At 30.7% G+C, this 21,759-nt stretch carries 14 protein-coding genes and 5 tRNA genes; 4 read left to right on the top strand and 15 right to left on the bottom strand.

The window, feature by feature from the left end; translation table 11 throughout:
• Positions 1–94 precede the first annotated feature (94 nt).
• The 15 genes from rpoC to CNZW441b_RS02655 form a co-directional block, all read right to left on the bottom strand.
• Positions 95–4,651, bottom strand: coding sequence for a DNA-directed RNA polymerase subunit beta' (gene rpoC / locus CNZW441b_RS02725; RefSeq protein ID WP_216681529.1), 4,557 nt, complete (start codon positions 4,649–4,651; stop codon positions 95–97).
• Positions 4,644–8,771, bottom strand: a complete 4,128-nt coding sequence (gene rpoB / locus CNZW441b_RS02720; protein ID WP_216681528.1) for a DNA-directed RNA polymerase subunit beta — start codon at positions 8,769–8,771, stop codon at positions 4,644–4,646. The genes rpoC and rpoB overlap by 8 nt, the downstream gene beginning before the upstream one ends.
• A gap of 103 nt (positions 8,772–8,874) precedes the next feature.
• Positions 8,875–9,255: a 50S ribosomal protein L7/L12 gene (gene rplL, locus CNZW441b_RS02715; RefSeq protein WP_131163599.1), complete on the bottom strand. Its 381-nt coding sequence runs from the start codon at positions 9,253–9,255 to the stop codon at positions 8,875–8,877.
• A gap of 11 nt (positions 9,256–9,266) precedes the next feature.
• On the bottom strand, positions 9,267–9,746 hold the full coding sequence (rplJ, locus tag CNZW441b_RS02710; RefSeq protein ID WP_131163600.1) for a 50S ribosomal protein L10: 480 nt from the start codon (positions 9,744–9,746) through the stop codon (positions 9,267–9,269).
• 149 nt (positions 9,747–9,895) lie between these two features.
• Positions 9,896–10,597, bottom strand: a complete 702-nt coding sequence (gene rplA, locus CNZW441b_RS02705) for a 50S ribosomal protein L1 (protein WP_131163601.1) — start codon at positions 10,595–10,597, stop codon at positions 9,896–9,898.
• A 57-nt stretch (positions 10,598–10,654) separates the two neighbouring features.
• A complete protein-coding gene (gene rplK, locus CNZW441b_RS02700; protein WP_027304856.1) occupies positions 10,655–11,080 on the bottom strand; it encodes a 50S ribosomal protein L11 in 426 nt (141 codons plus the stop codon).
• A 36-nt stretch (positions 11,081–11,116) separates the two neighbouring features.
• Positions 11,117–11,650: a transcription termination/antitermination protein NusG gene (gene nusG / locus CNZW441b_RS02695; protein WP_131163602.1), complete on the bottom strand. Its 534-nt coding sequence runs from the start codon at positions 11,648–11,650 to the stop codon at positions 11,117–11,119.
• Positions 11,651–11,659: 9 nt separating this feature from the next.
• On the bottom strand, positions 11,660–11,842 hold the full coding sequence (gene secE, locus CNZW441b_RS02690) for a preprotein translocase subunit SecE (RefSeq protein WP_131166332.1): 183 nt from the start codon (positions 11,840–11,842) through the stop codon (positions 11,660–11,662).
• 18 nt (positions 11,843–11,860) lie between these two features.
• A tRNA-Trp gene (locus CNZW441b_RS02685) sits at positions 11,861–11,936 on the bottom strand.
• 16 nt (positions 11,937–11,952) lie between these two features.
• Entirely contained in the window at positions 11,953–12,111 is a 159-nt protein-coding gene (gene rpmG, locus CNZW441b_RS02680; RefSeq protein ID WP_131163604.1) for a 50S ribosomal protein L33, read from the bottom strand.
• 57 nt (positions 12,112–12,168) lie between these two features.
• A complete protein-coding gene (tuf, locus tag CNZW441b_RS02675) occupies positions 12,169–13,368 on the bottom strand; it encodes an elongation factor Tu (RefSeq protein WP_131163605.1) in 1,200 nt (399 codons plus the stop codon).
• 68 nt (positions 13,369–13,436) lie between these two features.
• Positions 13,437–13,511 (bottom strand) — tRNA-Thr (locus CNZW441b_RS02670).
• An 87-nt stretch (positions 13,512–13,598) separates the two neighbouring features.
• Positions 13,599–13,675, bottom strand: a tRNA-Gly gene (locus CNZW441b_RS02665).
• Positions 13,676–13,684: 9 nt separating this feature from the next.
• Positions 13,685–13,770 (bottom strand) — tRNA-Tyr (locus CNZW441b_RS02660).
• Between the two features lie 32 nt (positions 13,771–13,802).
• Positions 13,803–13,878: transfer RNA gene (locus CNZW441b_RS02655), tRNA-Thr, on the bottom strand.
• 564 nt (positions 13,879–14,442) lie between these two features.
• Between CNZW441b_RS02655 and CNZW441b_RS02650 the strand changes: the two genes are divergently transcribed.
• The 4 genes from CNZW441b_RS02650 to CNZW441b_RS02635 are packed head-to-tail and all read left to right on the top strand — an operon-like array spanning position 14,443 to position 21,647.
• Positions 14,443–16,212: a cytochrome c3 family protein gene (locus CNZW441b_RS02650; protein ID WP_131166351.1), complete on the top strand. Its 1,770-nt coding sequence runs from the start codon at positions 14,443–14,445 to the stop codon at positions 16,210–16,212.
• Positions 16,213–16,254: 42 nt separating this feature from the next.
• Complete coding sequence (locus tag CNZW441b_RS02645; RefSeq protein WP_131166333.1) at positions 16,255–18,327, top strand: rhodanese-like domain-containing protein; 2,073 nt, start codon at positions 16,255–16,257, stop codon at positions 18,325–18,327.
• Between the two features lie 34 nt (positions 18,328–18,361).
• Entirely contained in the window at positions 18,362–18,943 is a 582-nt protein-coding gene (locus CNZW441b_RS02640) for a SoxW family protein (RefSeq protein WP_131166334.1), read from the top strand.
• Positions 18,936–21,647: a cytochrome c biogenesis protein gene (locus CNZW441b_RS02635; protein WP_131166335.1), complete on the top strand. Its 2,712-nt coding sequence runs from the start codon at positions 18,936–18,938 to the stop codon at positions 21,645–21,647. Before CNZW441b_RS02640 ends, CNZW441b_RS02635 begins: the two co-directional genes overlap by 8 nt.
• The last annotated feature ends 112 nt before the right edge of the window (positions 21,648–21,759 follow it).

Raw genomic sequence — 21,759 nt, 5'->3', positions numbered from 1 at the left:
TAGCAGTCTATCGAAAATAAAATTAATTTTTTCTTTAAAAGAAATAAGATAAATAAAATAAAAGTAGATATTTAAAAATATCGAATAGCTAAAACTATTCGATATTTTCTCTTAATTTGAAATCTTGCTCATGATATAAACCGGTTCCAACAGGAATCATACGACCTAAAATTACATTTTCTTTTAAATCCTCTAAATAATCAAATTTACCAGCTATACTTGCTTCTGTCAAAACCTTAGTCGTTTCTTGGAAAGATGCAGCAGATATGACGCTATCACTTCCAATAGCTGCTCGCGTAACCCCTAAAAGAACCGGTTCAGCTATAGCCGGCTCTCCGCCCATTTTAATAATTCTTTCATTTTCTTGTCTAAATTTACGTCTTGAAACTAAATCTCCTTCAATAAATTTAGTATTACCGCTATCAACAATTTTAACCTGTCTTAACATTTGAGATACAATAACTTCTATATGCTTATCTGAAATTACAACACCTTGTCCGCGATAAACTTGCTGAATCTCAGAAATCAAATAATAATGTAAAGCTTTTTCGCCTAAAATTTTAAGAACATCATGACTTGAAATAACTCCATCAGTAAGTTTTTCACCTGCATGGATAAATTCTCCATCTCTTACTTGAATATGTTTTGATTTATCAATCAAATATTCTACACTAGTGCCATCTTCAGCTTGTATAATAATTCTTTCTTTAGAACGCAATGGCTTGTCAAATCTTACAACTCCATCAATTTCTGCTATAACAGCACTATTTTTAGGTTTTCTAGCTTCAAAAAGCTCAGAAACTCTTGGAAGACCTCCAGTAATATCTTTTGATTTTGTAGCTGCTTTTGGAGTTTTTGCTAAAATATCTGCTTGAGCTACTTTATCACCATCACTAACCAAAATAACTGTTTTTGGCTCAAGCTGATAGCGAACAGATTTTTCTCCTTTTCCTGCTATGATTAATGTCGGTCTTACTCCGCTTGGTAAATATTCATTAATCACTAAAGATCTTTTTCCGGTAGCTTCATCTACTTGCTCATCTGCACTATAGCCCGCTTCTATATCTTCAAATGCAACAACTCCATCGATTTCTGCTATAGTGGTATGATTATAAGCATCCCATTCTGCAATAATATTTTTATCTTTTTTGGTTGCACTTACAATTATAGTATTTGGGTCTTCAATAAAAGTACTATCATCAAATTCTATTTTTGATTCTCTTGGGATATAATATCTTTTTGCCTCTCTATCATTTTCATCTGCAATTACAACAAAAAAGCCTTTTTCTTTAACTATATCGCCTTTTTTGACATTTTTAACTCTATCGAGTCCATCTCCTTTTAAAATATAGAATTTTAAAGTTCCTTTTTCTCCTGCTTTAATATTTTGAACTATAGGATCGCCGTCTTTTACTAAAATATCACTTGCAAAAGGAATACGATTTGGGATATTCCAACCCTCTTTAATAACCTCTACAATGCTTTCATCTTCTTCAACTTCACTACCGCTTTGATAAGGCAAATAGAATTTACCATCGATATTACCACTTACACCAGCTAATTCATTTGGTTTTGCTAAATCATATTTTCTCAAAATGAATTTGGCTTCTTGCTTTTTATTTTTAACCGAAATAACAACATCTTCGTGGATATTCTCTACATTGATAACTCCCTTAAATGGAGCTTTTATTTTAGGCTCAACAAGCAAAATAGCCGCATTTCTACGATTTGCCGCAATACTTTTATTTTCTTTATTTTTATAAGTTTTAAGATTGTAAAATCTTATAAAACCTTCTTTTTGAGCACTTACTTGTCTATCTTGTAAATCAGTACTTGCTGTTCCACCGCTATGGAAAGTTCTAAGTGTAAGCTGAGTTCCAGGTTCTCCAATAGACTGAGCAGAAATAATTCCCACAGCTTCACCAGGTCTTACAAGCTTTCCTTCTCCTAAATTCACGCCATAACATTTAGCACAAATTCCTTTTTTAGCTTTACAAGTTATAGGAGTTCTAATATTTACACTTTTAATTCCGCTTTCTCCTAAAATTTTAGCTTTCTCTTCATCAATCAAAGTGCCTTCAGCAAAAAGAACTGAATTTGTAATAGGGTCAATCACATCTTCAGCTAAAACCCTTCCTAAAATTCTTTCTTCTAAAGTCTCTATAATAGAGCTATCAGCAGTAATTTCATTAATTTCTATACCTTCGTGAGTTCCACAATCTTCAATAGTAATTTTTACATTTTGTGCAACATCTATAAGCTTTCTTGTTAAATAACCTGCATTTGCCGTTTTAAGTGCGGTATCGGCAAGCCCTTTTCTAGCTCCATGGGTAGATATAAAATACTCAAGAACATTTAATCCTTCACGGAAATTAGAAATAATTGGTGTTTCTATAATAGAACCATCTGGTTTAGTCATAAGTCCTCTCATGGCAGCAAGCTGAGAAATTTGAGCTGCACTACCTCTAGCTCCAGAATCTGCCATCATATAAATAGAGTTAAAGCCATCTTTATCTTTTTCTACTAAATTCATCATTTCTTTTGAAAGAATGTTATTGGTACTTTTCCAAATATCTATAATTTTATTATATCTTTCACCCGAAGTGATAAGTCCAAGATTATAAGAATTTTGAATTTCTCTTACTTGTTTTTTAGCTTCATTGATTGCTTTTTCTTTATTTTTTGGAACAATAATATCAGCAATAGATATAGAAACCCCAGCTTTTGTAGCATACTCAAAACCAAGATTTTTTAATTTATCTAAGAAACTTGCTGTAATTTCTAAACCACCTTGTTTATAGACATAATCTACAAGAGCAGCAATATCTTTTTTCTTTAAAACTTTATTCCAACTGTATTCTGGAACAAAATCAGGTAAAATGGATTTAATAATTAAACGCCCTGCTGTTGTTGTAATCTTACGTCCATCTACAAGAGTTTGAATGCTAGCGTGAATATCAAGACTTTTTGATTCTAAAGCCATCATCACTTCATCAATTCCTGTGCAAATTTTATGAGCCCCTTTTGCTCCTGCTTTCTCCAAAGAAAGATAATAAATTCCTAAAACCATATCTTGCGAAGGAACAGTAACAGATTTACCACTTGCTGGCAAAAGAATATTCATTGATGAAAGCATAAGAACTTTACACTCTGCAATAGCTTCTTGAGATAAAGGAACATGAACAGCCATTTGATCCCCATCAAAGTCTGCATTAAACGCAGCACAAACTAGAGGATGAAGTTGTATTGCCTTACCTTCAACTAAAACAGGGTGAAATGCCTGTATAGAAAGCTTATGTAGAGTTGGCGCACGATTAAGCATAACAGGATGTCCCTCAACAACTTCTTCCAAGCACTCCCAAACTTCATTAGTTTTGTTTTCTATCATTTTTTTAGCTTGTTTAACTGTTGTAGCATAACCTTTTTCTTCCAATTTAGCTAAAAGATGTGGTTTAAAAAGTTCTAAAGCCATTTTTTTAGGTAAACCACACTGATCCATTCTTAATTTTGGTCCTACAACAATAACACTACGACCAGAAAAATCAACTCTTTTACCAAGTAAATTCTGTCTGAATCTTCCTTGTTTTCCTTTGATAATCTCACTTAAAGATTTTAAAGGACGTTTATTTGCACCTTTTACGGCATTGGCACGACGTCCATTATCAAAAAGTGCATCTACTGCTTCTTGAAGCATTCTCTTTTCATTTCTTATAATGATTTCTGGTGCATCAAGCTCCATAAGCTTTTTTAAACGAGTGTTTCTATTAATAACTCTACGATATAAATCATTTACATCAGAAACAGCAAATTTTCCCCCATCTAAAGCTACTAAAGGACGTAAATCTGGAGGTAAAACTGGAAGATTTGTAATCATCATCCATTCTGGACGATTTGGCACTGCATCTTCACTATCTGTATTAGCATTTAAATTTGAATTTAGAAAATTTTCTACTACTTTTAAGCGTTTTATAATAGTTTTTTTCTTTGCTTCAGAATTTGTAGCACTCATTTCTTCTTTTAATTGATTTAAAAGCGAAACAAGATCTAAATTTGCAAGCAAATCTCTAACTACTTCACCACCCATTCTCGCTTTAAAGCCGCTATTCTCATAACGTTGCATTAAATTTTGATATTGCTCTTCATTTAAAACATCACAGAATTCTACTTTTTTGGTATTTTCGTTATCATAATATGCATCACCTGGATTTTCAACAATATAAGCCTCATAATAAAGCACGCGCTCAAGATCTTTCATCTTAACGCCAAGCAAAGTTCCTATACGACTTGGTAAAGAATTTACATACCAAATATGAGCTACTGGAGTTACAAGTTCGATGTGCCCCATTCTTGAACGACGCACCTTAGAATTTGCAACCTCTACTCCACATTTTTCACATTTCACACCCTTAAAGCGCATCTTTTTATATTTACCACAAAGACATTCATAATCACGTATAGGACCGAAAATTTTTGCACAAAAAAGACCATCTCTTTCTGGTTTTAAAGTTCTATAATTAATTGTTTCAGGCTTTTTAACTTCTCCATATGACCAAGATTTAATCTTTTCAGGGCTGGCAAGTCTTAATTGAAAAGCCTCAAAATCCCTTGGTCTTGCTTCTTCCTTGATTTCTATAATTTTAAGCTTACTCATTATCTTCTTCCTTATCAAAAATTTCAACATCTAAAGCAAGAGATTTAAGTTCATTAGTTAAAACAAAAAATGTTTCAGGAATTCCTGTTGCAGGAACATTTTCTCCTTTAGTTAAAGCCTTATAAGCACTAAATCTTCCTTCGACATCATCTGATTTTATCGTGAGCATTTCTCTTAAAGTATGTGCGGCTCCATAAGCTTCAAGCGCCCAAACTTCCATTTCACCAAATCTTTGACCCCCAAATAAAGCTTTTCCACCTACAGGTTGTTGGGTTACTAAGCTGTAAGGACCAGTACTTCTTGCATGAACTTTTTCATCAACTAAGTGATGGAGTTTTAACATATACATACATCCTATATGAACACGTTCTGCTATCTTTTCTCCAGTTCTTCCATCATAAAGCTCAGTTTTACCATCCATATCAACCTTAGCTATTTCAAAGAGTTTTTCAAATTCTTCTATATTAACTCCCTCAAAAACTGGAGTAGCAAATTTAACCCCTTTACTCCAATCCCTAGCATAATTTAAAATCTCTTCATCACTCAATTTCTTAATAAAATTTCTTTCATTTTCAAGTCTTGGAATTGAACAAATCTCAAGCATTTTAGCTCTTAGTTCTTTAACAAAATCTTTTTGTTTTTTATCAAAAATTTCTTGGATCTGATCTCCTAATCTTAGACCGACTAATCCAAGATGACTTTCTAAAATTTGACCTATATTCATACGACTTGGAACACCGAGTGGATTAAGAGCGATATCTACACTTTTACCATTTGGCAAATATGGCATATCTACTTCTGGTACTATAGTAGAAACTATACCTTTATTTCCGTGACGTCCTGCCATTTTATCGCCAACTTTAAGTTTTCTTTTTGTTGCAATATAAACTTTAACAAGTTTCACAACTCCACTTGGTAAAATATCATCTTTTTCTAAAATTTCTAATTTCTCATCATGCTCACTCTTAAGCTTTTTCTTTTCATTTTGAAAATGATTTTTTAGATCTTCGTATTCTTTTTGCACTTCTTTAGAATATGATTTAATCAAAGAAGCAAGAGTGAAACGATTGATTTTTTCAAGCTCCTTAATATCAACTTTCTGCCCCTTTTTATAGGTTTTATCATTAATTTTTTGTTCACTATTTAAAGGAGAATTAGATAATAAAGCGCATACTCTTAACATTTCTTCTCTATCCATCATTAAAAGTCTATCATGATGTTCTTTTTCTAAAGTCATTTTTTCTTTATCATAAGACTTTATAGCTCTATCATCTTTATCATAGCCTTTTTTAGTAAAAATTTTAACATCAACTACAACACCCTCTAAAGAAGCAGTCGCATATAAAGACTTGTTGACAACATGCCCTGCTTTTTCTCCAAAAATTGCTCTTAATAATCTTTCTTCTGGAGTAGGCTTTACTTCACCTTTTGGAGAAACTTTACCTACTAAAATCATACCTGGTTTTATATGTGTTCCTATTTTAGCAATACCACTTTCATCTAAATGTGCAATATCCTCTTCTTTAACATTTGGTATATCTTTAGTAATTTCTTCAACACCATCTTTTAATTCTCTTGCTTCAATTTCTTTTTCATAAATATGCACACTTGTAAAAGTATCTTCACGTATGATTCTTTCACTTACTACTATAGCATCTTCATAGTTATAACCATTCCAAGGCATAAAAGCTATTAATGCATTTTTTCCTATAGCAAGCTCTCCTTGATCCATGCTTGGTCCATCGGCTATAATTTGACCTGCTTTTACAATATCGCCTTTTTTAACAATAGGATGTTGAATATAATTTGTATTTTGATTTGTTCTTAAATTTTTTTCTAAAGTATAATGGTCTATAAAAGGACCTTTATCATCTTCTCCCAAAATAAAAATACTTCTATTATCAACTTTTTCTACCACTCCTCCACGCTTAGCTTTTACAGCTTCCCAAGCATCTCTGGCAATAATTTTTTCCATACCAGTTCCAACAATTGGAGCACTAGAGGTCAAAAGTGGTACAGCTTGACGTTGCATATTAGAACCCATCAAAGCTCTATTAGCATCATCATGCTCTAAAAATGGTATTAAAGAAGCAGCTACACCAACTATCATACCCGAACAAAGATCTATGAGTTGAACTTCTTCACGTCTTGCAAGTATAGTTTCACCATCTTGTCTTGCTTCTACAAATTCTTCGATAATATTACCATTTGAATCAATTTTAGTTGAAGCAGGAGCTATAAACATTCCTTCTTCTTGAGTAGCAGTTAAATACACAATTTCATCTGTTACTTTTCCGTTAACAACTTTTTTATAAGGAGCCTCTACAAAACCCAATTGGTTCACTTTAGCATAAGTTGAAAGTGTATTAATAAGACCTATATTTTGACCTTCTGGAGTTTCAACAGGACAAATCCTACCATAATGAGTAGCATGAACATCACGCACTTCAAATCCAGCTCTTTCCTTAACTAATCCACCTTCACCTAAAGCTGATAAACGACGCTTGTGAGTAATTTCACTCAAAGGATTTGTTTGATCCATAAATTGAGAGAGTTGACCGCCTGTAAAAAACTCAATGATAGTTGTGGTAATCATTTTAGGATTAATCAAATCATAAGGCATGATTTTATCTATATCTGTGTTTAAAGAAGTGAATTTATCTCTTATAGCTTTTTGCATTTTGGCTAAGCCTAAATGTAATTCATTGGCTAAAAGTTCTCCAATAGATCTAATTCTACGATTTCCTAGATGATCTCTATCGTCAATATGCCCTTTTCCATTTTTAACTTTAATTAAATATTTTGCCGTTTTTATAATATCTTCATTTGTTAAAACGGTTAAATATTCTGGAACATCCAATCCTAACTTATGATTCATTTTCATACGACCTACTTTTGTAAGATCATATCTTTCAGGATTAAAAAATAAATCGTTAACAAAAGCTTTAGCTGCATCTTTAACAACAGGTTCTCCAGGACGCATTACTTTATAAATTCTTATTGCTGCTAAATCATTTTCATCATCGATATTTTCACTTTGTTTAAGTAATTTTAATGTTTCATTATCCTGTGCAAATGAATTAATAATTGCAGCATCTACTCCATTAGCTAAATCATTGGCAATATCAAAACTCTTTTGTTCTTTTATTTTTACTAATTTTGCTTCATCAATTAAAGTTAAAGAATCAAATAAAACTTCGTCTGTTTCTTTATTAATAATAGGATTTGCCAAATAACGATTTAAAAGAACTTCAACAGGATATTCTATCCATTTTAAACCATCTTTTAAGAGTTGCTCTGCTTTTTTTCTGGTTAGTCTTTTTCCAGCTTGGTGAACAACTTTACCCTTTTCATCTTTAATATCATATTCTATTCTATCCATAAAATCATTTGGATTAAATTCTGTTAAAAATTTATCCTTTTTAACATGAATAGTTTGTATAGGATAAAATAATTTAATAATATCTTGTTTTTTATAACCCAAAGCTCTAAATAGCATGGTTACTGGAATTTTTCTTCTTTTATTAATCCTTACATAAAGCACATCTTTTGCATCATACTCAAAATAAAGCCAAGAACCACGATCTGGAATGATTTGAGCTGTATAAACTAATTTATTTGCAACTGTAGAACTTTCCTCTTCTTTGAAAATTACCCCAGGACTTCTATGCAATTGATTTACAACAACTCTTTCAACTCCATTGATAATAAAAGAAACTCTATCAGTCATAAGAGGAATTTCTCTTATAAAAATTTCTTGTTCTTTAATATCTTTTACACCAATTTTCTCACCTGTTTTTTCATCTTTCTCATGTAAAGTGAGACGGATTTTCATTTTTAAATTTACTGAATAAGTTAAACCTCTTTCCATACATTCTCTAATGGTATATTTAGGTTTACCTATCTCGCTACTAACATACTCTAAACTCAATCTATTTTGAGGATCGTGTATTGGGAAAATAGACTTAAAAACTTTTTCTATACCACTTTCACTATTATTAAGATTTAGAAAATAATCAAAACTTTTTTTCTGTAATTGTAGAAGATTAGGAATTTCTATTTGTTTCGAAATATTTGAGAAATCTACTCTTAAACGATTTCCTAGTTTATTATTTGACATATCGCATACCTCATATGGTAAATTTAAAAAAGAAGACCTAAAATTAGGTAAAAAACTAAAATAAAGAAGGCTTAGATTAGAAAGCCTTCTTAAACATATAAACTTATTTAAGCTCTACTTTAGCACCAGCTTCTTCAAGTTGTTTTTTAGCTGCTTCAGCATCTGCTTTAGCTACGCCCTCTTTTAAAGTAGAAGGAGTTTGTTCAACAGCATCTTTTGCTTCTTTTAATCCAAGACCTGTTAAAGCACGAACAATTTTAATTACTTCGATTTTTTTAGCACCACTATCAGTTAAAACAATATCAAATTCAGTTTTTTCTTCAGCACCTCCAGCGGCACCTCCAGCGGCACCTCCAGCGGCTGCAACCATTACAGGAGCTGCAGAAACACCAAATTTTTCTTCGAATTCTTTTACTAATTCTGATAATTCAAGAACACTTAAATTTGAAATATATTCTAACACATCTTCTTTTGTTATCGCCATTTTTTATCCTTTTATTCTGATTCTTTTTTATTTTTTAACGCATTTAGGCCTATTGTAAAGTTGGTAATAGGCGCATTCCAAACCTGCAAAAGCATAGCAAGCAACTCATTACGTGAAGGCATTTTAGCTAAAGCTTTAACTTTAGATACTTCAACAACTTCACCGTCTACAAAAGCACTTTTAATTTTAAAGCATTCATTATTTTCTTCAAATTTTGCAGCAACTTTTGAGACGCTTAATTGATCTTCTCCCCAAAGATAAATATTAGTATCTTTGAGTTCTAAGCCTTTTTTACCGGAATTTGAAAGAGCAATATTCGCTAAAGTATTTTTAATAATTTGAACTTTAACATTATTTTCTCTTGCATTATTTCTAAGCTCTTCAAGCTTTTTAGTTTTTAAGCCTCTGTAGTCACAAACTACAATAGCTTCGCTCATTTTAAAATTCTCTTCAAGCTTAGCAATAATTTCAACTTTTTCGCTTCTAGTCACATCTTCTCCTTTCCGATTGAGATTTCAAGTAGAGCAGATAAAAATCTAATTAAGTATAAATACCTCGACTATCTTCAATCTAAAATAAATATCTCAAGAAAAAAAATTTCTTCAAATATTTATTTTAAGTTACCTTATCTAAAGGTAACTTATTTCATATCTAATAATTCTTGAACTTCAAGCTTTAATGAAGGACTCATAGTTAAACTTAATGCTGCACTCTTAATATATCTTCCCTTTGCAGCAGCTGGCTTATGTTTATTAATCGCTTTAACAAATGTAGAAATATTATCAAACAATTTATCTTTAGAAAAACTAACTTTTCCAAGTCCTGCATGAATATTTCCTTGCTTATCTACACGGAAATTTACCTGACCACTTTTTGCATTATTAACCGCTTGTGCAACATCCATTGTTACTGTTCCAGTTTTAGGATTTGGCATTAATCCTTTTGGACCTAAAATACGACCAACTTTACCTACTAAACCCATTAAATTTGGAGTTGCAATTAAAACATCAAAATTAATATTTCCCTTTTGAATCTCTTCAACCAAATCATCACTACCAACGATATCAGCTCCAGCATTTTTAGCTTCATCTGCTTTTGCATCTTTTGCAATTACTGCCACACGAACTTTTTTACCAGTTCCAGCTGGAAGAACAACTGAACCACGAACCATTTGATCTGCATGTCTTGGATCTACATTAAGCTTAAGAGCGATTTCAACCGTCTCATCAAATTTAGCTGAAGCTAAAGTTTTAATATTATCAATTGCTTCATTTAAATTATAGTTCTTTTTTAAATCAACTTTTTCTGATAATTCTTTTAATCTTTTAGTCATTTTAGCCATCTATTCTCTCCGCATTTTTAAAGTGCTTCCGCCTTTTTGGCGGTAAATTTATTAATATTAATCAACTATTTCAACACCCATAGAACGTGCTGAACCTGCAATAATTTTTGCAGCCTGATCTCTATCTTTAGTATTTAAATCTGCAAGCTTTTTATCAACAATTTCTAAAACTTGAGCACGAGTAAGCTTGCCCACTTTATTTTTAAGTGGATTATCCGCACCCTTTGAAATACCTGCAGCCTTTTTAATAAGATCAGTAGCAGGAGGCTGTTTAGTAATAAAAGTAAAACTTTTATCTGCATAAACAGTAATTACAACAGGTATGTTAAATCCTGCCATATCTTTTGTTCTTTCATTAAAAGCCTTACAAAACTCCATAATATTTACACCTTGCTGACCCAAAGCAGGACCTACAGGAGGTGAAGGATTTGCTTTTGTAGCAGCAATCTGTAATTTTATTTCACCTACAACTTTTTTAGCCATAACCAAATCTCCTTAAAAAATTAAATGCTTAAAGTATTATATTATCTTTTCAACTTGAGAATATAAAATTTCTACTGGTGTTGAACGTCCAAAAATAGAAACGTTAAGTTTTAATAATCCTCTAACCATATCATATTCTTCTACTATACCAGTAAAATTAGCAAAAGGACCTTCAATAATTCTAACATTCTCACCCTCGTCAAATGCAATTTTAGGCTTAGGTGCAGCCTTATGATGCACTTTTTCCAAAATTAAATCAATATCCTTTTCATTCAAAGGAGTTGGTTTTTTAGATTCTCCAATAAAACGACCTACTTTTGGAAGAGATTGTATACGATGCCAAAGCTCTGTATTTAAATCTAGACAAGCAAAAACATAACCTGAATAAAGACTTCTTTCACTAATTTTTTCTTTTCCATTTTTAAATTCTATAACATCTTCGGTCGGAACAACAATTTTTTTAAGTTGCTCTTCGATTCCATTATCTTTTACTAAATTCTCAATAGCTCTTTTAACTGCCATTTCACTACCAGCATAAGTTTGAATAGCATACCATTTATGATTATTCATTAGTTTCCTTTACTTTATAATTAAAGAAATAACCGATGACATTATCCAATCTACCAATGTCAAAAATAAAGAAACTACTGTTACAACCACAAATACAGTGATATAAGCATTTCTTACTTGTTCTTTTAAAGGAAAAATTACTTTCCTTAATTCTGTTTTTGACAATTTAAAATAAGTGATTAATTTTTCCATTTATATCAACCTTCAATATGGCAGGGCAAGAGGGACTCGAACCCCCAACCATCGGATTTGGAATCCGGCGCTCTACCATTGGAGCTATTGCCCTATAAAAATTAAAAAGATTAACTTTTTAATTTAACTTCTTTATGTAAAGTATGTTTTTTTAATCTTGGGCAATATTTTTTTAATTCTAATTTTTCAGTATTATTCTTACTATTTTTATAAGTGCTATAATTTATATCACCACATTCTTCACATTTTAAACCTATTTTAATTCTCATTCTAATTCCTTATAAAAAGCTAAGATTTTTAAATCTTAGCTTTAAAATTTAAGTTATTTATTTAAGTATTTTTGTAACAACACCAGAACCAACAGTTTTACCACCTTCACGAATAGCAAAACGAGTTCCTTCTTCTAATGCAACTGGTGCAATTAAACTTACAGAAATTCTTACATTTTCTCCTGGCATAACCATTTCAACACCTTCGGCTAATTTGATAGAACCAGTTACATCTGTTGTTCTTACATAGAATTGCGGTCTGTAATTATTAAAGAATGGAGTATGTCTACCACCTTCATCTTTATTTAAAATATAAACTTCAGCTTCAAAATCTGTATGAGGTGTTATTGACTTAGGTTTAGCAAGAACCATTCCACGGATAACATCTTCTTTTTTTGTTCCTCTTAAAAGAACTCCAACATTATCACCTGCTTCACCTTGATCCATTTCTTTTCTAAACATTTCTACACCTGTAACTGTTGTAGTTTGAGTATCTCTAATTCCTACAATTTCTACAGTATCTCCAACTTTAACAATACCTTTTTCTATTCTACCTGTAACAACTGTTCCACGACCAGAAATTGAAAAAACATCTTCAATTGGCATTAAGAAATCTTTCTCTGTATCACGAGTTGGTGTTGGTATATAACTATCAACTGCAGCCATAAGATCAAGTATTTTTGCAGACCATTCACCGTCTTGTCCGGCCTTAGCTTCTTCTAAAGCTTTAAGTGCTGAACCAGAAATGATAGGAGTATCATCTCCAGGAAAATCATAAGAACTCAATAATTCTCTAATTTCCATTTCAACTAATTCTAAAAGTTCAGCATCATCTACCATATCTGCTTTATTCATAAAAACAACAATATAAGGAACTCCAACTTGACGTGAAAGTAATATATGCTCTCTAGTTTGCGGCATAGGACCATCAGCAGCAGAAACAACAAGTATAGCTCCATCCATTTGCGCTGCACCTGTAATCATATTTTTAACATAGTCAGCGTGGCCAGGACAATCAACATGTGCATAATGGCGATTATCTGTTTCATACTCGATATGAGAAGTAGCAATTGTAATACCACGTTCTTTCTCTTCTGGAGCATTATCGATATTATCATAATCTTTAAGCTCTGCCAAGCCTTTTCTTGACAAAACAGCAGAAATAGCAGCTGTTAAAGTTGTTTTACCATGGTCAACGTGACCAATTGTTCCTATATTCACATGTGGCTTATTTCGTGAAAACTTTTCTTTAGCCATTTTTTTCCTCCATAATTAAAGTATAATCAAGCAAAGCAAGTCTATATTGTATAATTTTTTCAAATCAATGGAGCTCATAGCGGGAATTGAACCCGCGACCTCTCCCTTACCAAGGGAGTGCTCTACCTCTGAGCCATACGAGCGCTCAGAAAAATTATTTTTATAGACAACAAAAATCTAGGAGATAAACTGTAAGTTTTAAAATAAATACAGCTCCCAGTTTATAATTTTGGAGCGGGAAACGGGACTCGAACCCGCGACCCTCAGCTTGGAAGGCTGATGCTCTAGCCAACTGAGCTACTCCCGCAAGCAATGATGGTGGTGAGTCGTGGATTCGAACCACGGAAGGCGAAAGCCAGCAGATTTACAGTCTGCCCTCGTTGGCCACTTGAGTAACTCACCAAAACGCTTCTATCTGGTCAAACACTGTTAAATGGAGCTGGTTAAGGGACTTGAACCCCCGACCTGCTGCTTACAAGGCAGCTGCTCTACCAACTGAGCTAAACCAGCAAAAATTAGGTTGTTATTCTAACCTAAAAAAAAGGTTTTGTCAAGGAAAAATTAAAAAAATAAACAATATTTTAAAATATTATGCATTATTAAATTACTAAATTACCTAAACATCTATCTATATTCTATGAACTATAAATACTATTAAGTCTTTAATTAATTTTTAAATTTAAAAATTAATTAATTTTTAAAAATTTGTAATTAATATTAAATAAAAATTAATTTAATATTTAAATTTTATATATTATTTTAAATATATTTTAAGTTTATTTATAATAAATTTCAAATATAAGTTAACAAATAGTTAATAAAAATTATCTATTGCTATTAATTAATTGTTTTACTTAAATTTCCAATCGCAAGGTTATACTTATGAATAAACTTATATTAGGTATTACTGCATTAGTTTTATTTTTAGGAAATAATACATTAAATGCAAGGCAAAATCCAAACGTTCTCATTCAAGGACAAGCGGCGCAAGATGGCAATACAACACCAAGAACGCTTGAAGGTTATATTCATCAAGAAGATGCTTTTTTTAAATATTTAAAAGAAAATCATCCTATGTTCAAATATGAAAAGGAAGGTCGTATAGTTGGAAAATATGCTATAAGTGATAGAGAAGAAGAATATGTAGAATTTTCAAATGGCCCTACATTTGCAGAACAAAACCATCTTTCTAATACCTCTATAACATACCGTCTAGGAATGGAATCATTTTTAGATATTCCAAATAAATTTGTAGGCCCTAAAAAATGTGGAGAATGCCACCCTGCTCAATATAAGGCATGGGAGAGATCTCGCCATGCAAAAAGTGTCCGTTTTCCAGATGAGTTTGAAGAAGTAAATAATGATCTAAAAAAACCTATGTACAACTCTCCTTCTACAATTTTACCATTAGGAATTTATCCTGATGATGTTTATGCAGTAATTGGAACACCAAGAACTAAATATGGGTTTATTGATAAATGGTTGGTGCGTGGAACTTATCATGTTGAGGATGGAAATTTAAGCAATATGACTGGAAAAATAGTAGCGGGAGGAAATCAATTTTCAAGATTATGGAGCGAGTTTTTAACCCCAGAAATGACTAAAAAAATTGCTGAATTTTCGCCAGGATTTCCAACCACTTTAGAAGAATTTGGAGGAAATGGATCAAAAGTATGGGGAACAAATTCTTATGCTGCAAGCTATGGAAAAAATATGCTTTTCCAACCAGCAAGTTCATACTGTGAAACATGCCACTCTTTTAAATTTGATTTTAAAAATAAAGAAGAATTTTATAAAGCTTTAGGCAATCCACAAGAATTAAGAAAGCATACAATCTCTAAAGGAATTTCTTGCGAAGAATGTCATGGAGCTGGTGCCCATCTTTATGGAGCTAGGGGAGCTGGTATGCCATCAAATTGTGAAAGATGTCATCAAAGATTTTCTTATGATCAAGAAGATGCAAAGAAAAATCTAAGAAAACCATTTAATGCCTTTTTTAAATCTAGCTGTCCAGCATGTGGAACAGAAGGAGCTCAAATGTATAGCTCTGCTCACTATGATAAAGGTATGAGATGTTCAACTTGTCATGATCCGCATGAAGTGACTTATAATAACTGGAAAGATGGTTATACGAAAGTTGGACTTAAAAAAACTTGTGCAGATTGTCATGATACGCAAGCAGGATTCTTTAAACAAGGCGGAATTCATTCAAAAGATAATTGCACCGCATGTCATATGCCAAATATGATGAGTTGTGAAAATTTTGGAGTGGTTCAAAATCCTGATAAAGGTGGATTTGACAATGTTAGAGCTTCACATATTTGGAAAATAAAAGTTGATAAAGAAGCAAAAACATTAAACCCACCAGAAGGAAAAGAAAGATCTCCAAAAACACCCGGATGGACTATAGCAAGAGATAATGATGGAAGATTTTTTCTTGATCTAATGTGGAGTTGCGGTCGCACAAGTTTTAGTGATCCAAATTTAATGGGTCCTGGTGCTAGCGGTTGTCATAGTGCAGTGCAGTCAAATTTGCCTAAAAAACTACACTTTACAAATCAAGAAATGATTTATGACATTGTTGTAGGCTGGCAAAAACCTGTAAAAGATGGCTATGAAAATATCTTAAAGGGTATTAAAGATATAGATAAAAAAATGGCTGAAAATCCTAAACTCTCTGTTGAGAAAAAATCAAAAGTTATTTCTTTAGCTAATCAGGCAAAAGAAATAGCAGAAAAAATACAAAAAGATGGTTCTTGGGGAGTTCATGGACCGGTTTATTCCAAAAAAATAGTTGATGAAGCTTTAGTTTATATACAAGAAGCTAAAAATATTCTCAAATAATTTTCTTGCTCCTTTTTTGGAGCAAATTTTAAGGAGCTAATCTTGAAAAAAAGCTTGATCAAATTTATTATTCTTAGTTTTTTTATGTTTTTTGCACAGCTAGCTTATGCTGATGGAAAAATGCAAATTGGTATTATAGATGGCATCACTCCAATTAGTATGGCAGATGCTGAAAAACTTTTAAATAAAAAAGATATATATTTCATAGATGTTAATTCAGAAGAAGAAAGAGAAAATGCAGGTTATATTCCTAATGCAATCTTAGTCAATGCCGAAAACTGGCAAAATTTGCTACCAAACGACTTTAATGCTACTTTAATTTTTTATGGTTCAAATCGCTTTACTTATAATGCCTCAAGTCTTGCGAATTTAAGTAAAAAAATAGGTTATAAAAATATTTACGTTATGCTTGATGGTATTGAATCATGGGTTATATCAGGAAGAAAGGTTCAAAAAGAACAAATAGAAAAATGGCAAAATGCAAAAGATATAAAAGATTTTAAAGATAGCATTCATTCAAGAATGTATTTTGGAGATTTGCCAAGCTGTAGAGATTGTCATGGAAAAGGTGAAAATCAAAAGAAAATTGAATATTACAACGCTGCAAATTTAGATCTTATAAATAATAACTGTGCTACTTGTCATAAAGAAGCTAATAAAGAATTTAAACATAGCATCCATCAAAATATAAGCCAAATGGCACTTGGCAAAGATGGCAAAGAAAAGAAAAAACCAACTTGCACAACTTGTCACGAAATCCATACTAACAATAATAATGTTTTTGATCTTATGACCTTAAAACAAAGAAGCGATTTTAAGTGCGGAGAATGTCATCAAGATAAACAAGATCGTTATCATGATACTTTTCATGGAAAAGCTATGTTTTTAAACACCCCAGGAAGTGCTCCTAAAGTGGCTGCTTGTTTTGATTGTCATGGAAAGCATAATATCTTAAAAGTAAATGACTTAAATTCGACTTTATCACCTATAAATCGTGTTAAAACTTGTATGGAGTGTCATCCAAATTCAAATGAAAATTTTGCAAATTTTATAGCACATGCTGATCATAATGATAGAAATAATTTTCCACTATTAAACACAGCTTATATATTTATGACTTGTCTAGTTGTGGGAGTTTTTGCATTTTTTGGACTTCACACTCTGCTTTGGAGTATAAGATTGATCATTGCAAGAATTAAAAATCCTATTACATGGAAAAAAGCAAAAGAAAATGCCCATAATGATAAGATTTTGATCAAACGCTTTTCAACATTTCATAAAATACAACATTTCTTTATGGCTGCAAGTTTTCTAGGACTCGCTTTTTCTGGTCTACCACAAAAATTTTATACAGCTCCTTGGGCACAAACTATGATTAATCTAATGGGCGGACCTCTTAATGCAACACTTATACATCATATCAGCGCCATTATAATGTTTATGGTCTTTTTCTCTCATATTGGGGAAATTATTTTAGTTAATTGGAAAAGAAGAGATTTAGTACGTGATCCTAATACAGGAAAATTAGATAAAAAGAAAATTTTCAAAGCTCTTTTTGGGCCTGATTCTTTAATGCCAAATTTACAAGATTTTAAAGACATGAAAGCACATTTTAAATGGTTTTTTGGCAAAGGAGAAAGACCTCAATTTGATCGTTGGACTTACTGGGAAAAATTTGATTATTTGGCAGTATTTTGGGGTATGTTTGTAATAGGATTTTCTGGATTAGTATTATGGTTTCCAACATTTTTTACCCTAATTTTACCTGGATGGATGATAAATCTTTGCGCATTAATTCACTCAGATGAAGCTTTACTTGCAACAGGATTTATCTTTGCAATACACTTTTTCAATACTCATTTTAGAGCCGATCGTTTCCCTATGGATATGGTTATATTTTCAGGAGTTCAAAGTGAAAGCGAAATCAGACAAGAAAGAAATAATTATTATAAACGTTTAATAGAAAGCGGAAAATTAGAAACACTTAAGGAGAAAAATTCCAAATTTAACTCTTACAAAGGTATAGCAAAAATAATTGGCTATGCAATGTTAATTACAGGAATGATATTTTTGTTTTTAATGATTTATGCTTTCATTATAGAACTATTAAAATAAGTGCCTATTTTAGGCACTTTAAAAAGGATAAAAATTGATTAAAAAAATATTATGTGGATTATTTATTTTATTTTTATATGCTTGCAATGATGAACAAATTAATAAGAATATATTAAGCAATAACTCAGCATTAAGTAAAGAGCAACTCGAACATTCAAATTCATTAGATATAAATTCTTATAAAGAAATTGCTATTTTTTTTAAAGACAATCAAAATATTATTTTTGATGATAAAAAACCGACATTTATTATATTTAGTTCCAATAACTGCAAATATTGCAATAAATTAAAAGAAGAAATCAAAGAGGACAAAAAATTACAAGATAAGCTAAGAAAAGATTATAACTCTTACTATATCAATATAAGCTATCAAAAAATCCATAATATCAACAAACAAAAACAAACAACACAAGATCTTATACAAAACTATGATATTCAATCAACCCCAACTTTAATATTTTTTAACTCCTCTGGAAAAATGTTGCTTAATTATCCTGGATTAATGGGCGCAAAAAGGCTTGCTTTAACCATGGATATTTTAAAAGAAAATCAAAATTTAACAGAAGATGAACTTTTAAAAAAGCTATTTTTAGCTTATAGGGAAAATAATGTTTAAAAAAATATTTTTTTCATTATGGATGAGCATTATTTTACTTTTTCTTTACGCGTTTGCGTGTGCTGTTGCAACCTTTATAGAAAATGATTTTGGAACCAACGTAGCTAAAGCATTAATTTATAATGCCTTATGGTTTGACTTACTTCATTTAATACTAATCGTTAATTTAATAGGCGTAATAGTAATTTATAAATTTATACCTAGAAAAAAATACGCTATTTTGCTTTTGCATTGTTCCTTTATCATGATACTTATTGGTGCTGGGATAACTAGATATTTTGGCTTAGAAGGAGGAATGCATATAAGAGAAGGTGAAAAATCAAATATCTTAATAACAAGAGATGAAATTCTTTCTTTTATGGTCTATAATGACATAGGAAAAGTGATAGAATATTTTTCTTTTCCTATAAATTTACATCCTTTATTTAAAAATCACTTTGAACAAGATATAAATTTAAAGGACAATAAAGTCAATATAAAACTTAAAAGTTACACTAAAGCACAAGATAAAGAAAGTCTTCCTATTATAGAATTTAATATAAATTATAAAGGTGATTCAAAAGATATTTTACTTCTTAGCAATTATAACAATGAAAATGTAATTCCTTTTAGATTAGCCGATAAAATTTTTGCCCTTAATTTGGGTCCAAAAGAAATTCAATTACCATTTTCTTTAACATTAAATCAATTTATATTAGAACGTTATGCAGGATCCATGAGCCCTTCATCTTATGCTTCAGATATTATAGTTAATGATAACAATCAAAATTTTGAATATAAAATTTTTATGAATAATGTTTTAGATTATGGAGGTTATCGTTTTTTTCAATCCTCATACGATGAAGATGAGAAAGGAACTATACTCTCAGTCAATAAAGATCCGGGTAAAATTCCAACTTATATAGGTTATACCTTACTTATTATAGGTTTTTTATGGGTAATATTTGATAAAAATTCAAGATTTTTAAAACTTAGTTCTTATCTTAAAAATCAAAAAAATTTATTTTTATTTTGTATTTTACTTTTATCTTTGCAAAATTTTTCCTTTGCTAATGAAGAAAAAGATAGCATTATCAATACTATAAAAAGCATTAAACAAAATTCTAATGAACATTCTAAAATATTTTCAAGTTTATTAGTGCAAGATTTTGATGGAAGGATTAAGCCCATAGATACTTTGGCTATGAATTTTATCCATAAAATCACGAAAAGAAATTCTTTTTTAGGATTAAATTATAATCAAATATTTTTAGGAATGATGATTTATCCAAAATACTTTAAACAAGTTAAGATGATTCCTATAAAAACAGATAAACTTAAGCAGATTTTAGGAATTAACAATGAAGAAAAATATGCATCTTATAATGATACTTTTGATGGAAATTTTTATAAAATCATAAATTATGTTCAAGAAGCAAACCGAAAAAAACCAAATCTTAGAACGCAATTTGACAAAGATATTTTAGCTTTAGACGAAAAGATTAATCTAGCATTTTATATATATAGCGGAGAAATTTTTAGAATTTTTCCAGATCCTAGCTTTAATACTACAACTTGGTATTCGCCTGCTACAAATATGCCTTTTAAATTTAAAGACATTCAAATGATACAAAATCTAATGTATAATTATTTTTTAAATTTTAATACCGCCTTAGAAGATAATAATTTCACACGAGCCAATGAATCTTTAATAAATATCAAAAAATTTCAAGAATATTACGGAGAAAAACTTTTACCTTCTCCTTTAAAAATAAAAATGGAAATTTTTCTAAATCATTTTGATTTCTTTAAAAATTTAGGCTATATTTATCTTAGTTTTGGAATTTTGCTATTTGTATTAATTTTTTATGAAATTTTAAAAAATAAAAATATTTTCAATACCCTTAAAAAAATTATTGTATTTTTAACACTACTGGCTATTTTGGTGCATATTTTTGCATTAATTTTAAGATGGTATATAGGAGATCACGCTCCTTGGAGTAATGCCTATGAAAGTATGATTTATATAGCTTTAGCTTGTATAATCTGCGGATTTATGTTTTACAAAAAATCAATTTTATCTCTTTGTGTTGCAAATATTATGGCTGGAATTTCTTTATTTGTGGCTCATCTTGGCTTTATGGATCCACAAATTACAAACTTAGTTCCTGTTTTAAAATCTTATTGGCTAAATATTCACGTTTCTATTATTACTGCAAGTTATGGATTTTTAGCTTTTTGTTTCTTTTTGGGGGTTTTTAGTTTAGTTTTATTTATTTTAAGAAATTCTCAAAAACCACAAATTGATCAAAGTATTTTAAACATTCATTGCATCAATGAAATGGCTATGATTATAGCACTTGCTTTGCTTACTATAGGAAATTTTTTAGGTGGAGTTTGGGCAAATGAAAGCTGGGGAAGATACTGGGGGTGGGATTCTAAAGAAACATGGGCTTTAATTTCTATTATCATTTATACCATAATCTTACATTTAAGACTTATACCAAAACTTAATTCACCTTTTGTTTTTGCAAGTGCTAGTATTTTAGGTTTTTATTCCATTTTAATGACCTATTTTGGTGTTAATTTTTATTTATCAGGGCTTCATTCATATGCAAGTGGCGATCCTATACCTGTGCCTAAATTTCTATATTTTTTTATTATTTTTACTTTTGCTTTAATCATATTAGCTTTTTTTAAAAGAAAACTTAAAAGTCCTATTTAACTTATCTTAAATTTAAGATAAGTTAAAAATTTTTATTTTTTAGCTTTTTCAAAAAATGGATTATTTTTAAATTCTTTTTTAGGATTTACAAAAAATACAAAAATATATCTAT

Source organism: Campylobacter novaezeelandiae, assembly GCF_018968685.1.
Classification (GTDB): domain Bacteria; phylum Campylobacterota; class Campylobacteria; order Campylobacterales; family Campylobacteraceae; genus Campylobacter_D; species Campylobacter_D novaezeelandiae.
The sequence above is the reverse complement of the archived record's forward strand: the minus strand, read 5'-3'. Positions and strand labels throughout refer to the sequence as shown.